The organism is Rothia sp. HMSC061E04, from assembly GCF_001813685.1.
Classification (GTDB): Bacteria; Actinomycetota; Actinomycetes; order Actinomycetales; family Micrococcaceae; genus Rothia; species Rothia mucilaginosa.
The window spans coordinates 54,030-68,086 of the sequence record NZ_KV813701.1; the positions used below are offsets into that span (position 1 = coordinate 54,030).

The following is a 14,057-nucleotide window of genomic DNA, read 5'->3' on the forward strand; positions in this document are numbered from 1 at the left end:
TGCTGTAATTGTCCCATCATCATTCCCATCGGATGTGCTAGTACCAACGTGAGCACCCGGTGGAACGCATCATCATTCAACAGAAAGATTCATAGCCGTGAAGAAGTTTGCTGCTGCTCTCGCAGTTGTCCCCATGGTCTTTGGCCTGGCAGCCTGCGGTTCCACCAACTCCTCCTCTTCCTCCTCTTCCGCATCCAAGAAGGTCACCATCGGTGTGGTTGGCTCTGAGAAGTTCAACAAGACCCTGAAGGAAGAAGCTAAGAAGCAGGGTATCGACATTGAGTTCAAGGAGTTCAGCGCTTACACCGAGCCGAACCCCGCACTGGACGCCGGTGATATCGACATGAACCGCTTCCAGCACATCGCGTACCTGTCCAACTACAACGTGAGCGCTAAGAAGGACCTGCAGATTGTCGGCCCGACCGTCATCTACCCGATGGCTCTGTTCTCCAAGAAGCACTCCAAGTTGGCTGACATCCCCCAGGGCGGCGAGATCGTTATCCCGAACGACACCGTGAACGAAGCCCGCGCTCTGAAGCTGCTGAAGACCAACGGCCTGGTTACCTTCAAGAACGCTGATGTTGACGCACCCACCATCGACGACGTGGACACCGCTAACTCCAAGGTGAAGGTCACTCCCGTCGACGCAACCCAGACCGTGGTTGGCATGGAGTCCGCTGACGGCGCAGTCGTCAACAACGACTTCCTCAAGGATGCAGGCCTGAAGCCCGCAGACGCCCTGGCTCAGGACGACCCCAAGACCGACCCCTCGGCTGTCAAGTACGTGAACCTCTTCGTTGCTCAGAAGGACAAGGCTGACGACGAGACCTACAAGAAGATTGTTGAAATCTTCCACACCAAGCCCGTCATGGATGTTGTTCAGGAAGAGACCCGCGGCACCGCTGTTGAGGTCAACGTGAGCACCGACGAGCTGCGTCAGTCCCTGGCTAACGAAGAAGCCAAGCTGCGCGCCAAGAAGTAATCTTCTAAATACACGCCTCCTCTAGGCATACGCAAAGGCGGTAAGTCTAAGCACCCGATGCGGGTCACGACAGGCTTACCGTCCTTTGCGTACCGGCGTTAATGCCCTTTAGCGCCCCAACCACGACATATAACGGATACAAACTTATGAGTGAACTGGTACAGAGCTTCGGTGACAGCACCGAGCCCATGGTGGTTCTGGACGGAGTCTCCAAGGTCTTCGGCAACGGCCCCAAGGCAGTAGTTGCTGTGGACAACGTCTCCCTCAGCATTAACCGCGGTGAAATCTTTGCAATCATCGGCTACTCTGGCGCCGGTAAGTCTACCCTGGTCCGCCTCATCAACGGCCTGGAAACCACCACCAGCGGCACCCTGACCGTTGGCGGCTTCGAGATTTCCGGTAAGCGCGACTCTGAACTGCGTGAAGCACGCACCAACATCGGTATGATCTTCCAGCAGTTCAACCTGATGAACTCCCGCACCGTGCTCGGTAACGTCGAGTTCCCGCTGAAGATTGCCGGCTGGTCTAAGAAGGACCGCCGCGAACGCGCCCTGGAAATGCTGGAGTTCGTGGGTCTTGCCGACCGTGCAGGTCATTACCCGAACCAGCTTTCGGGTGGTCAGAAGCAGCGTGTGGGTATTGCTCGTGCGCTCGCGACCAACCCTGCCCTGCTGTTGGCTGATGAGTCCACCAGCGCGCTGGACCCGGAAACCACTCATGAAGTTCTTGCGCTCCTTAAGCGTGTGAACCGTGAACTGGGTGTGACCGTCGTGGTGATTACCCACGAGATGGACGTGGTCTCCAGCATCGCTGACCGTGTGGCTGTCATGGAGTCCGGCCGCGTGGTGGAGCAGGGCAACGTCTACGACGTCTTCTCCAACCCGCAGACCGACGTAGCAAAGCTGTTCGTGGCGACCACCGTCAAGCTCGCCCCCACCGGCAAGGAAGCGGCTGAGCTGCGCGCAAACCACAAGGGTTACCTCATCAACGTTGAAATCGTGGAGGGTAACCAGGAGCTCGGTAAGGTGCTGTCCTACCTGGGTGCCCGTAACGTCCGCTTCAACATTGTGGGCGGCGGTATTGAGACCCTGCAGGGTAAGGCATACGGTACCCTCACCCTGGAACTCCTCGGCGAAATCACCAGCATTGACGCCGCCGTTGCCGAACTGAAGACCGTTGCCCGCGTGCAGGAGGTGCGCTAAATGTTTGCTACTACTCTTCCGCTGGCTGCGTCTAAGACGGACTGGTCCGAGTTCCTGCCCGAGAAGCTGCTCCCGGCTATCGGCGATACGTTCTACATGGTGTCTATCACCATGCTGTGCGCCGGTCTGGTCGGCCTGATTGTGGGTGCTCTGCTGTACACCACCCGTGCAGGTAATATCTTCCAGAACCGTTTCGTGTACACGATCCTGAACATTCTGGTGAACGTGATTCGCCCGATTCCGTTCATCATTTTGATTGCGGCTTTGGGCCCGCTGACGAGCGCCGTGGTGGGTACCCGCCTGGGCGTGAATGCGGCGGTCTTCGCGATGAGCTTCGGTGCTGCATTCGCTATTGCCCGTATCGTGGAGCAGAACATGGTCTCCATTGACCCGGGCGTGATTGAGGCGGCGCGTGCGATGGGCGCTTCAAAGCTGACCATCCTGTTCACCGTGATGATTCCGGAGGCGCTTGGCCCGCTGATCCTCGGTTACACCTTCCTCGTCATTGGCGTGGTGGATATGTCCGCTATGGCCGGTTACGTGGGTGCTGGCGGTCTGGGTAAGATTGCGATTGTGGACGGCTACCAGCGCTTCAACGATGAGATCACCTGGGCTGTTGTGGCGATTATTATCGTCCTGGTTCAGCTGGTTCAGTTCCTCGGTAACTTCCTGGCGAAGAAGGTTATGCGCCGATAAGCTCGTGCCCCCTGTAGGCCTTGTAGGTACTGTAGGTACGGCTGATACAGGATAGAAGACCCCCGGTCTGCTCCTTGAGGAGCGGGCCGGGGGTCTTTCTTGATGCTACCTATCAGGTGAGGCTGTGGGGCGGGCGCCTCTTAGTTCTGCGCCGCCTCCGACTGCTGTGCCGCCTCAAGCTTGGCGATCCAGGTGCGCACCAGCGAAAAAGCATACGCACCTAGGAAAGAAGAAGAGAGGTGGGTGAAAGCAGCAGGGGAAGTGAAGACTGTTTACCGCTGTATCTGCGATAAGAACCTAGAAATGTTTAAGGCAGAGGAGCATCTGAAGCGCATTAAGACGACTTAGGATGCAAGTTTGCTGAGGAGAGAGAACGGGCTGGGAGCTTTAGCAGCTAAACACTATAGTTTGTAGTGGCGCAAATTATTATTGAATTATTACTAAAATAATCTTGACTCCCATTTTGCTGATTGATATCATAAAAGTGTTCCGGTTCATATTAAGCTAGAGATATCATCAACAGCTAGAGAAGGACAGGCAATGAAAAATTTTAGTAAGTCAATCGTAAGTTGTATTTCTGCAACTGTAGCGATAGGTATATCTGGGTTGGCGAGCTATCCTGCTCACGCAGAATCCACTGCTCCACAAAGCGTCTCATCTGTTTCACCTACTTTAGGTAGCTTTTCTACAAACTCAAACGAAACGGGGTATACCACCGCTGAAAGCAAAAATTGAATAAATATCTGAGGTGATTAAGTTGGTCGATACTAGATACATACCGGTACCTGAATTATGTTTCGCAGGTTATTCTTTCTATTATTTTACATCTTCGCATGATTCAATGTTTTATAATGTTGCCGGTATTTTAATTCTTTGTGGATTTGTTGGGTACTCTGCATATCGTGCAAATAAGAACTACGTACAACCTGCGGCATCCTTCATAAAATCCGTATTTTTTATGTTGGCTGTGGTAATTTTACAAGTGTATTGGCTTGACCCTTTGGCTCAGGTTGTAGTTCTACTTATGAGTATCCTGTACGCTTTTGTTTTCTATAAGCAACAGCCGAAATAAGCATCCTTGGACTTCTAAAACACCTAGCATCACGAGAACCTGCCAATGTTCAGGTTCTCGTGATGTTTTGTATTGGTACCGTTTAGTGAGACTTTGGAAAAGTAGCGCTCCGCGAGAGTGCTGATGAGGTCAAAGGGCTACAAGAGCGGGTGCTAGAGAGGCAGCTGATAAGCATAGAAGACCCCCGGTCTGCTCCTTGAGGAGCGGGCCGGGGGTCTTTCTTGATGCTGCCTGCCAGGTGGGGCGGTGAGGCGGTGAGGTGTCTACGGTAGGTGCTTAGCCCTGCTGCTTAGCCCTGCGCCGCCATAGACTGCTATGCCTCAGACTGCTGTGCCGCCTCAAGCTTGGCGATCCAGGTGCGTGCCGCCTCCCAGAGCTGCGGGTCATTGAACGAATCGAAGCGCCCAAAACCGGCCGGTGCCTTTGCCGGGTCGGTGCCTCCCGGAACGTAAATCATGACCTTCGTACCGGCGTCACGTGCCGCCTGCGCGCCCGCGGGGGAGTCCTCGAACGCCAGCGCCTCGTGACCTTCAAAGCCGAGGCGACGTGCCGCCTCCAGGTACATGTCCGGGGCGGGCTTACCGGTCGGAACGTCGTTGCTGCTGACCCAGGTGCGCACCAGCGGGGCGTAACCGTAGCTTTCCATCTTCAGGGTCAGAATGTTCGCGGTGGAGTTCGACGCCACCGCAACCGGCATGTGCTCGCTCAGGAAGCCCAGGAACTTCTGCGCACCCTCAATCAGGTCCACGCCGGAGCTGATGACCTCGTGCTCGGTGGTGAGCAGGTCCTTCATCACGCGTTCATGGTGCTCGGCGTACTCTGCGGAGGTGGTGTCCGGCTTCTGGCCGTTCTGCGCCTCGTAGGAGAGCAGTGCAAGCTCCTCGGCGACATCGGCTGCCGCCAGGCCGGTGAGGCGGTGCTCGACCTCTTCGGTGAAGGGAACAGACCAACGGGCGAAAAGCTCACGCTGCACATCGTTCCAGACGGTCTCGGAGTCGAGGAGGATGCCGTCGCAGTCGAAGATTGCGCAGCGGGGGAACCAATCGGAGGGTACTGTGTGTTCAAACATAATGTCAGTCTCTCACAGGGCTTTAGGCTATGGAAGCGGTGGCCCGGTGCGTGAGAAAACATGCAGAGCGCAAACCGGGTGAGGGTACAAAAGCACGCACTATAAGCACACAACACAAAAGCACACAGCACATCAGCAGACATAAAGAAACCCTCCCGCCGCATCCAGAACGGATGCAACGGGAGGGCAGAAGCTAAAACAGCTTAGAGAGCGGACACCGGCTTATGAGTCACCTGACGCATAAACGGAATGGTCGCCAACAGGCCCACATAGACCAGTGCCAGACCCAGCGCAATAGCGCCGAAGGTCATACCGAACATCTTCGCCAGAATCTCACCGGAAAGACCCTGCGCCGCAATCAACGCCGTCAGCGGCAGACCCAGTAGCGCAGAAACCACGCTAATGAGCACCAGCGGACCGAAAACCACGGTAAGGCGCGAAGCCTGCAACATCCTTGTGGGGGTACCCATCATATTCAGCGAAGAGTACAGCGAACCACGCTCGTAAATGGCGGCGCTCTGGTTCAACACTGCGGAGAGAGTGACCAGCAGGTACGAGAAGAACAGCATGAGCAGCATGCCCTGGAACATGTCCGACATGATGGTCATGAAGGGACCGGCGGCGGGGCCTACCTCCTTCGCAGTTTTGTTCATCTCACCCGCCAGAATCAGGATGGGGCCGAAGAAGGTCACCAAGAAGGTCGACAGTGCCACACCCGAAACCTGACGCCACGCCCCGCGCGGGGACTCTAGCACCGCACGATAACCCAGCAGAACCGACGCCTTCTGGGTCATGCGCACACGAATCTTTGCGTACGCCCACACCAGGAAGGTACCAATCAGGTCGATAGCAACCATCATCAGCAGACCCGGCAGAGCAATGAAAATCGCTAGGTTCTTAATCGCGCTATCGGCACCGCCGTCCTGGAAGGGTGAGAACATGCTAAAACCCTTCGAGGTCGAAGCCAGAATCATCACGGCAATGACCAGAACAACACCGATACCCAGAGCAATGTAACCGGCGGAACCAGCCTTCGCGCGGGTACGCACACCCAGCGGGCTGATGCTGACCTTCGCCAAACCGAACAGGGAGCTCAGAGCCGCCAGAACCATACAACCCAGGAAGCAGTAGAAAATCACGCTCACGGGCAGGAGCATATTCTCAGCACCCAGCGGAACGTTCATGAAGTGCATGGCACCGAACGGGAAAATCAGCACCAGGTAAAGCAACAGACCGATGATGAAGCCCACGAGGGAGTACACCAGCGCGTCCGCAACCGACAGACCCACAATCAGGGTCGTGGAGGCACCAATCAGGCGCAGGGACGCCAGACGCTCATCACGGCGGCGGGCACTCAAACGAGCAGCCGAAGCGCCCAAGGTAAAGAGCGGAACAATCAGCACCAGAGCGGCAACCCACGCCAACCCCATGTAGAGCTTCTGAATGCCCATCAGGTTCACCAGTTCGTGGTCAACGTTGGCGGCGTGGTCAAGCCAGGTGCTCAGCGCCTGAACACCACCGGCAACCGTCAAAAACAGTGCCGAGGAGGCGGCAAAAGCCAGCACGGGAAGAATCGCCTGCGAACTCCATAGGGTTCGTTTGGCGAGTAGAGCGTAGATTTGCATTATGCACCTGCCTGAGACTGAGCGCCGAGGTTCTGGGCACCGGGGTTCTGTGCGGGAACACCGCCCTGGTTATTGCGCTGGTCGCTCACAATCTGACCGTCCTGCAGGTACACCACGCGGGAGCACGCCGCCGCCACGTTCGGGTCGTGAGTAACCACCAGCAGAGTCTTGCCCTGCTGCGGAATCATGGTCAGGAGCAGAGCCATCACCTCACGGGCGGTCTTCGAATCCAGCGCGCCGGTCGGCTCATCCGCGAAAGTCACGGGGGCACCGTTCACCTGGGAACGGGCAATCGCCACACGCTGAGCCTGACCACCGGACATCTCACCCATACGACGGTCCAGCATCTGCCCCAAACCCAGACGGTTCAGCAGGTCAGCGGAAATGGAACGCGCCTGCTGGCGGGGAACACCGGCAATCATCGCGGCGAGGGAGACGTTCTCCTCCGCAGTCAGCTCGGGAACCAGCAGACCCTGCTGGAACACGAAACCAAACGAGTTAGCGCGCAGGGAGGTTCGCTCACGCTCGCTGAGGGACTCCACCGCCACCTGACCGGTGGGGCCATTGAACAGCACAGAACCGGCATCGAGCTTGATAATGCCCGAGAGTGCGTGCAACAGGGTGGTCTTACCGGAACCGGAAGGACCCATAATCGCCACGGACTCACCGGGGAAAATATCCAGGCTCACATTACGCAGCACCGGGTTATTGCCGTACGACTTGTGCAGGTTACGGGCAGAAATAATCGCGCCGCGCGCGAAGGGCGCCTGCTGCATCTGCTGAGGTGCCTGAGCCGGGTAGCCCTGCTGGCCCTGATAGTAGCCCGCCTGACTCTGCTGGTTAGGCTGACCGGGCTGAGCGGAATACTGACCGGCAGGCTGCGCCGCCTGCGGAGGGGTCATTGAATACGGGTTCTGAGCCTGGAACTGCGGGTTCTGGGTTTGAGGATGGTTCTGGGATTGAGGATTCTGCGTCATGACAACCTTCATTGGGTATGAACTAACGGAAGTACACTTCTATCATCTCAGCTTCTTGGCGGCTCACCCCTCCGTCTGGGGGCTGAAAAATATGGGAAAACCCTGAAAAAATTCGCCCGACCCGGCGCTCAACCACCCGGCAGCTCATACCGCGGTATGAGTGCGCCTCAGCAGAAGGGATAAGCCGCGCACCCCTTGAACTGCACCGAGGCTTTGAACTGCGCGGCGGCCTTGAACTGCATGGAGGCAGTGCCATACTAGAAGGATGACCGACGCACAGAACACCCCCATCATCACTCCGGTAGCCGACCCCGAGGCAGGAACCCGCATCATCTTCCTGCGCCACGGCCAGACCGACTGGAACATCGACCACCGCTTCCAGGGAGGCACCGACATCCCCCTCAACGACACCGGCAGAGAGCAGGTCCGCACCGCTATCGGCGCCCTGCAACAGGCAGCAGCTGAGGGCACCAGGGTGGACGCTATCGTCTCCTCGCCGCTCTCCCGCGCCGTAGAAAGCGCCGAAATCGTAGCCGAAGGCCTGGACGTACCCTACCGCGGTGCCGTTGACGGCTTCCAGGAACGTTCCTTTGGTGACCTGGAAGGCCAGATCGCTACCCGCGAGCTGATTCTCGCCTCCCGCCAGTCCAATAACGCGTACAACGTGGAGCCGAAGAAGGACTTCCTCGCCCGCTCCCTCGCGGCGCTGAACCGCGTCCGCCGCGAATACGAGGGTCAGACCGTTGTGGTCGCCGCGCACGGCATGCTGATTGCTATGACCATGACCGCGCTGGTCGCTGAGCGCCACCCCGAACTGCTCAACGAGGACGGCATCTACCCGATTCCCGTGAACGCTTCCCTCACCGAGGTGCCCCTGCAGTACCTGGACGATGCCATCGACCGCCTGGTCGTGCAGCATCTGGAACCTGAGCTGGGCCCCGAGGAAGTACCGGCGGGTGCCGAGAACACGATCCTCACCCTGATCCGTCACGGCCAGACCGACTGGAACAAGGCGAACCTGATGCAGGGCATCACCGACATTCCGCTCAATGACACCGGCCGCGAGCAGGCACGCACCACCGGCAAGAAGCTCGCCGACATGGGTCTGGAATTCACCGTGCTGGTGTCCTCGCCGCTCTCCCGCGCCCACGAGACTGCGCAGCTGGTCGGTGAGTACTTCGACCTGCAGGTGCACAAGACCTACCCCGAACTGGTGGAACGCGCCTACGGTGCCGGCGAGGGCCTGGACATTCCCGCCCCCGAACGCCGCGCCCCGGAACGCTACTACCCGAACGTGGAATCCGAACATGACGTATACATTCGTGCGGTGCGCACCCTGCGCAATATCGTGTGTGAACTCTCTGAAGCCTCGGGCGAACAAAAGATTATTGCCGTCAGCCACGGCAGCTTTATCCGCCGCGCCCTCTCCGCAGCAGCCGGTGAAGAATGGACCGTGACCGTGCCGAACGCCGAACCGCTCACGATTGACGTGCCGGGCCTGTTCGCGTGGGACTCGACCAAGCAGTTCGACGAGGTGGGTCGCCTTGTTTGGTAAAGGTTGGTCTGGCGCTCGCGTGTGGCGGCTGATTCTCTGGCCGGTCACGGCGCTGTACTGCGCGGTGGTGGCGAGTATCGTGTTCGCCCCCGTACACGTGGACGATAACGAGATGGGAGGCCGCCTGGTGCAGCTGCTGGATACCGGCCACGCCGAGGGCTGGCTGCCTGCGTTCATCACCTATTCGAGCATCGAGCAGCTCTCGAACGTCATCATGTTCATTCCGGGCGGTTTTCTTTTCGTCCTGCTGCTCAAGCCGAAGGTTCGCCCGCACGTGCTGTACTCGGGATTTTTGGTCAGCGCCTGCATTGAGACGATCCAGAGTTTCATGCCTGATCGCACCGGCGACCCGGTGGATGTGCTGATGAACGGTTCGGGTGCCCTGCTGGGTGCGGCGGGTGCTTTGGGCGTGCATCGTTGGCGTCGCGTGCGTCGCGAACGCAAGGGCAAGTAAACGAGCACCCAAATAAGCGCGCATTAATTGCATATGTTCTGCTGGTGGAGGCGCCGGTTCCGAGGGTTTCTCGGGGCCGGCGCCTTACGCTTTTTGCTCTGCTGTGGGTGTGCTGGCGGGGCCTATCAACACCGTGGGTGGTGGGGGAGAGGTAAAACCCAACAGTTCATTAGGTCAAACAGACATAAACAGGCAATAGCTCGCAAATAGGTGTGGTTTCGGTAGGGAACAATCGGGTAATATTCCGGCAAATACAGCGTTTTATATTGACTTGCCCACAAAAACCCACATAAAATCAAGTATTACCCTAAAGCGTTCTGTCGGTTCACTGAAACCATGTCTCTCACGGTCCTGAAAGCCGAGCAGAACGCAGAAAAGAACGCACAGATTTCCTCCCACTAGCCCAAAGGAACACCAGATTTATGTTCGCAGAAGAACGCCGTGCCGAAATTGCAAAGCTTGTTGCCTCCGCACGTCGTGTCAACGGCGCTGACCTTGCGCGCCGTTACGATGTGACCATGGAGACCGTGCGTCGTGACCTCGCCGCACTGGAAGAGGCAGGTAAGCTCCGCCGTGTCCACGGTGGTGCTGTCACCATTGAGCAGTCCACCTCCCTGGAGTCCTCCATCTCCTCCCGACAGGGCATGAACACCCCCGAAAAGCGCCGCATTGCCACCAAGGCATACCAGATGCTGCGCGACTCCGAGGCAGGCTCCATCGTCCTGGACGCAGGCTCCACCATCGAAATTCTCGCCGACCACATCGGCGCTGAGAACTTCAGCCTCAAGACCGGCAATGACCGCATCGTCATCACCCATGCACTGCACATTGCAGTTAAGCTCGCCGAAGCCGAAGGCGTGACCCTCGAGCTGGTCGGTGGCCAGCTGCGCAAGATGACCTGGGCTGCTGTTGGCGCACGCGCCGCAGAGCATTTCGGCACCATGCGCCCCGATATTGCTTTCATTGGTGCCAATGGTATTGAAGCCCACTTCGGCATCTCCACCCCCGGCATGAACGAAGCCATCGTCAAGACCGCAATTTGCAAGGCAGCCCGCCGCGTGGTCTTGCTCTGTGACTCCGCGAAGTTCGGTCAGGAATCCCTGGTCCGCTTCGCTGGATTTGAGGATATTGACACCCTCATTACCGATCGCGAGCCCGAAGGTGCCCTCCGTCAGGCACTCGAGGCCGCAAACGTTGAGATTGTGATTGCCTAATGATTATTACTCTGACCGCAAACCCCAGCCTGGACCGCACCATTGAACTCGGCGCGCCCCTGGCCCACGGTGCCGTGCAGCGTGCTGTCGGTGCCGTACAGGATCCCGGTGGCAAGGGCGTGAATATTTCCCGCGCCCTGCAGGTTTCCGGCGTGCCGACCCTCGCCATTGTGCCCGGTGAAGCCACCGACCCGGTGCTGACCGCACTGCAGGCTGTGGACGTTGAGTTCGCTAACCTGCCCACCGGTGAGCCGATTCGCTCGAACATCACCGTGGTTGACCCGGACGGCACCACCACTAAGCTGAACGCCCCCGGCACCGTTTTTGATGCTGAACTGCGTCAGAAGCTGGACGAGCTGGTGGTTGAGCGTTCCAAGGGTGCCGACTGGGTGGTTTTGGCTGGTTCGTTGCCTCCGGGCCTGGAACCGGCCTACTACTCCGAGCTGGTTGCGGCACTGCGCGCCTCCGGCTACGAGGGCAAGATCGCTATTGATACCTCTGAGGCGCCGCTGATTGCGACCGTCGCCGGTGAGCACAAGCCCACCCTGATTAAGCCCAACTCGGAGGAGCTGGCTCAGCTGACCGGTAGCGATAACTGGGAGGAGCTGGAGGCTAGCCCCGAGCTGACCGCCCGCACCGCCCAGAAGCTGCTCGGCGACGGCATCGAGTACGTGCTTGCCACCCTCGGCGGCGGCGGTGCAGTGCTGGTCACTGAGCAGGGTATCTGGCATGCTGTGCATGAGCCGATTCAGGTTCGTAGCACTGTGGGTGCCGGTGACTCGTCGCTGTCTGGTTTCTTGATTGCTCACACCCGTGGTGAGGATGCCCCCGGTTGCCTGGTTCAGGCGGTAGCTCACGGTTCGGCTGCTGCTGCTCTGCCCGGTACTCGCATGCCTTCGCTGGAGCAGACCACTCCTGAGAAGGTCACTGTTCGTCAGCTGCAGCTCTAATTCGGGCTGTTTTCGCACCTCCAGCTTTTATTCTCAGAAGGGAATATAAGCTGGGGTGCTGTGCGCATATGTACACACATATACGCACGCTACACACTCAACACACACTGCGCACACTTTGAACTCATATAGGGGAGAAGCCCGGCACCACTGAGCGAATCCCCGCCCCAACACATACCCGAGGAGGGAATATGTCTGATCTGATCACCGCAGATCTCGTCCTGCTGGACGAGAACCTCGGCGAGACCCGATTCGACGTAATTGCCAAGCTCGCCCAGGCAGTCGTAAATGCCGGACGCGCTACCGACTTCGAGCAGCTCTACGCGGCTGCCGAGGCACGCGAATCCAAGACCGACACCGGTATCCCCGGCGGTATTGCGATTCCGCACTGCCGCAGTGCCGCCGTCACCGAGCCGACCCTGGCAATGGCACGCCCCAACCCGGCAGTTTCCTTCGGTGCAAAGGACGGCCCCGCCGACCTGATTTTCTTCATCGCTGCACCCGATGGCGCTGACCAGGCCCACCTGAAGCTGCTCTCCACCCTGGCACGCTCCCTGATGAAGAAGAGCTTCACTGCGTCCCTGCGCGAAGCCTCCTCGGCTGAAGAGATCGTCGAGCTGGTCAACGGTGCGCTCGGCGTGGGTGAGAAGAAGGCAGAGACTAAGCCCGCCGAGGATGCACCCGCCGCCGCACCTGCCGCCTCCGCTCAGGAAACCCCCGCTGCTTCGGCTCCGGTGAAGAAGATTGTTGCTGTGACCGCATGCCCCACCGGTATCGCTCACACCTACATGGCTGCCGACGCCCTCAAGTACGCTGCTGAAGAGCTCGGCTACGACCTGAAGGTTGAGACTCAGGGCTCCTCGGGTAATGAGAAGCTGGCTCAGGCTGATATTGACGCCGCAGACGCCGTGATTTTTGCGGTGTCCGTGAACGTGCGTGAGCGTAACCGCTTCGCAGGTAAGCCCTTCGTTGAGTCTCCCGTCAAGCGCGGTATTGACGAGCCTAAGGAAATGATTGCGGAGGCTCTGGCTGAGGCTGAGAACCCCAACGGTGCACGCGTTGCCGCTGCCGCATCCAGCGGTGAGGACAGCACAGGTGCTACCGAAGGCGCTTGGGGCTCGCGCATCTACAAGGCCGTGATGACCGGTATCTCCTACATGATTCCGTTCGTTGCTGCCGGCGGTATTCTGGTCGCCCTGGGCTTCGTTTTCGAGGCAATTACGGTGCCGAACCTTGGTGATGTGAACACCAAGGCGATTCTCGACTCGGCAACCCTGTTCAACCTCGGTGATGTGCACTGGACCCTGTACCTGGGTGCTGTTCTGCAGACCATCGGTGGTTTCGGTCTGAGCCTGATGGTTCCGGCTCTTGCCGCGTACATTGCGTACGGTTTGGCTCAGCGTCCCGGTATTGCTCCGGGCTTCATCGCCGGTTCGGTGGCTCTTGCGGTGAACGCGGGCTTCCTTGGCGGTATTGTTGGCGGTATTCTCGCCGGTCTGATTGCGTACGCTCTGGGTACCCTGAAGCTGCCCCGCTGGCTTGGCTCGATGATGCCCGTGGTCATCACCCCGCTGGTGACTTCTCTGGTTGCCGGCCTGGCAATGTACCTGCTGCTCGGTGCGCCCCTGGCGTGGGTTATGACCACCCTGCAGGATTGGCTGACCTCCATGTCTGGTGGTTCCGCTCTGCTGCTGGGCCTGATCCTGGGCGCCATGATGGCTTCTGACCTGGGTGGCCCCATCAACAAGGCTGCTTACCTCTTCGCAACCGCTGGCCTGTCTTCGGGTGCGACCGTGAACCAGGAAATCATGGCTGCCGTCATTATTTCCGGTATGGTTCCGCCGCTGGCTATGGCTCTGGCAACCACCCTGCGCCCCAAGCTGTTCAACGAGAACGAGCGTGAGAACGGTAAGGCTGCGTGGCTGCTGGGTGCATCCTTCATCTCTGAGGGTGCTATTCCCTTCGCTTCGGCTGACCCGGCTCGCGTGATTCCTTCGACCATTGTTGGTGGCGCTATTGCCGGTGCAATCTCCATGGGTGCGCACGTGGCTTCCCCGGCTCCGCACGGTGGTATTTGGATTATTGGTCTGGCGCAGAACCCGCTGATGTTCCTGGCGGCTGTTGTTGCCGGTACCGTCGTTTCGGCGCTGCTGTACGTGGTGCTGAAGTCCCTGGGTGCCCGCTCTAAGGCATCCGCATAATGGCCGTATAACCTCACCTTCATTTGATCGTCTGTTTGCAGGCGTGAGCGTGAAAAAACA

General features: G+C 58.6%; 11 protein-coding genes. 8 read left to right on the forward strand and 3 right to left on the reverse strand.

Features of this window, described 5'->3' with window-relative positions:
- The first annotated feature begins 97 nt into the window (after positions 1 to 97).
- From HMPREF2927_RS04750 to HMPREF2927_RS04760, 3 genes are all read left to right on the forward strand, one after another.
- A complete protein-coding gene (locus HMPREF2927_RS04750) occupies positions 98 to 982 on the forward strand; it encodes a MetQ/NlpA family ABC transporter substrate-binding protein (RefSeq protein WP_049338396.1) in 885 nt (294 codons plus the stop codon).
- A 146-nt stretch (positions 983 to 1,128) separates the two neighbouring features.
- A complete protein-coding gene (locus HMPREF2927_RS04755) occupies positions 1,129 to 2,184 on the forward strand; it encodes a methionine ABC transporter ATP-binding protein (protein WP_049338395.1) in 1,056 nt (351 codons plus the stop codon).
- Positions 2,185 to 2,880 carry a methionine ABC transporter permease gene (locus tag HMPREF2927_RS04760; protein ID WP_070685988.1) on the forward strand — a complete coding sequence of 232 codons (696 nt, stop codon included), beginning with the start codon at positions 2,185 to 2,187 and terminating at the stop codon, positions 2,878 to 2,880.
- 1,385 nt (positions 2,881 to 4,265) lie between these two features.
- Here the strand turns inward: HMPREF2927_RS04760 and HMPREF2927_RS04765 are convergent.
- From HMPREF2927_RS04765 to HMPREF2927_RS04775, 3 genes are all read right to left on the reverse strand, one after another.
- Entirely contained in the window at positions 4,266 to 5,021 is a 756-nt protein-coding gene (locus tag HMPREF2927_RS04765; protein WP_070685990.1) for an HAD family hydrolase, read from the reverse strand.
- A 203-nt stretch (positions 5,022 to 5,224) separates the two neighbouring features.
- The gene (locus HMPREF2927_RS04770) at positions 5,225 to 6,646 is read right to left on the reverse strand and encodes an FtsX-like permease family protein (RefSeq protein WP_070685992.1); all 1,422 of its coding nucleotides are present in this window, start codon (positions 6,644 to 6,646) and stop codon (positions 5,225 to 5,227) included.
- A complete protein-coding gene (locus HMPREF2927_RS04775; protein ID WP_070686064.1) occupies positions 6,646 to 7,623 on the reverse strand; it encodes an ABC transporter ATP-binding protein in 978 nt (325 codons plus the stop codon). The genes HMPREF2927_RS04770 and HMPREF2927_RS04775 overlap by 1 nt, the downstream gene beginning before the upstream one ends.
- A gap of 265 nt (positions 7,624 to 7,888) precedes the next feature.
- Here HMPREF2927_RS04775 and HMPREF2927_RS04780 point away from each other — a divergent pair, with 265 nt between their 5' ends.
- The 5 genes from HMPREF2927_RS04780 to HMPREF2927_RS04800 all read left to right on the forward strand — a co-directional run bounded on the left by HMPREF2927_RS04780 (position 7,889) and on the right by HMPREF2927_RS04800 (position 13,997).
- Positions 7,889 to 9,178, forward strand: coding sequence for a histidine phosphatase family protein (locus tag HMPREF2927_RS04780; protein WP_070685994.1), 1,290 nt, complete (start codon positions 7,889 to 7,891; stop codon positions 9,176 to 9,178).
- On the forward strand, positions 9,168 to 9,632 hold the full coding sequence (locus HMPREF2927_RS04785) for a VanZ family protein (protein WP_070685996.1): 465 nt from the start codon (positions 9,168 to 9,170) through the stop codon (positions 9,630 to 9,632). The genes HMPREF2927_RS04780 and HMPREF2927_RS04785 overlap by 11 nt, the downstream gene beginning before the upstream one ends.
- A gap of 422 nt (positions 9,633 to 10,054) precedes the next feature.
- On the forward strand, positions 10,055 to 10,846 hold the full coding sequence (locus HMPREF2927_RS04790) for a DeoR/GlpR family DNA-binding transcription regulator (protein ID WP_005504500.1): 792 nt from the start codon (positions 10,055 to 10,057) through the stop codon (positions 10,844 to 10,846).
- Positions 10,846 to 11,796, forward strand: coding sequence for a 1-phosphofructokinase family hexose kinase (locus HMPREF2927_RS04795; protein ID WP_070685997.1), 951 nt, complete (start codon positions 10,846 to 10,848; stop codon positions 11,794 to 11,796). The genes HMPREF2927_RS04790 and HMPREF2927_RS04795 overlap by 1 nt, the downstream gene beginning before the upstream one ends.
- A gap of 191 nt (positions 11,797 to 11,987) precedes the next feature.
- The gene (locus tag HMPREF2927_RS04800) at positions 11,988 to 13,997 is read left to right on the forward strand and encodes a PTS fructose transporter subunit IIABC (protein ID WP_070685999.1); all 2,010 of its coding nucleotides are present in this window, start codon (positions 11,988 to 11,990) and stop codon (positions 13,995 to 13,997) included.
- Positions 13,998 to 14,057: the final 60 nt, after the last annotated feature.

What these genes read in the sequence shown, in the direction of transcription:
- HMPREF2927_RS04755 (WP_049338395.1), top strand. Translation starts at nt 1,129, where the DNA reads ATGAGTGAACTGGTACAGAGCTTCGGTGACAGCACCGAGCCCATGGTG.
- HMPREF2927_RS04760 (WP_070685988.1), top strand. Translation starts at nt 2,185, where the DNA reads ATGTTTGCTACTACTCTTCCGCTGGCTGCGTCTAAGACGGACTGGTCC.
- HMPREF2927_RS04770 (WP_070685992.1), bottom strand. Translation starts at nt 6,646, where the DNA reads ATGCAAATCTACGCTCTACTCGCCAAACGAACCCTATGGAGTTCGCAG.
- HMPREF2927_RS04795 (WP_070685997.1), top strand. Translation starts at nt 10,846, where the DNA reads ATGATTATTACTCTGACCGCAAACCCCAGCCTGGACCGCACCATTGAA.
- HMPREF2927_RS04780 (WP_070685994.1), top strand. Translation starts at nt 7,889, where the DNA reads ATGACCGACGCACAGAACACCCCCATCATCACTCCGGTAGCCGACCCC.
- HMPREF2927_RS04765 (WP_070685990.1), bottom strand. Translation starts at nt 5,021, where the DNA reads ATGTTTGAACACACAGTACCCTCCGATTGGTTCCCCCGCTGCGCAATC.
- HMPREF2927_RS04790 (WP_005504500.1), top strand. Translation starts at nt 10,055, where the DNA reads ATGTTCGCAGAAGAACGCCGTGCCGAAATTGCAAAGCTTGTTGCCTCC.
- HMPREF2927_RS04800 (WP_070685999.1), top strand. Translation starts at nt 11,988, where the DNA reads ATGTCTGATCTGATCACCGCAGATCTCGTCCTGCTGGACGAGAACCTC.
- HMPREF2927_RS04775 (WP_070686064.1), bottom strand. Translation starts at nt 7,623, where the DNA reads ATGACGCAGAATCCTCAATCCCAGAACCATCCTCAAACCCAGAACCCG.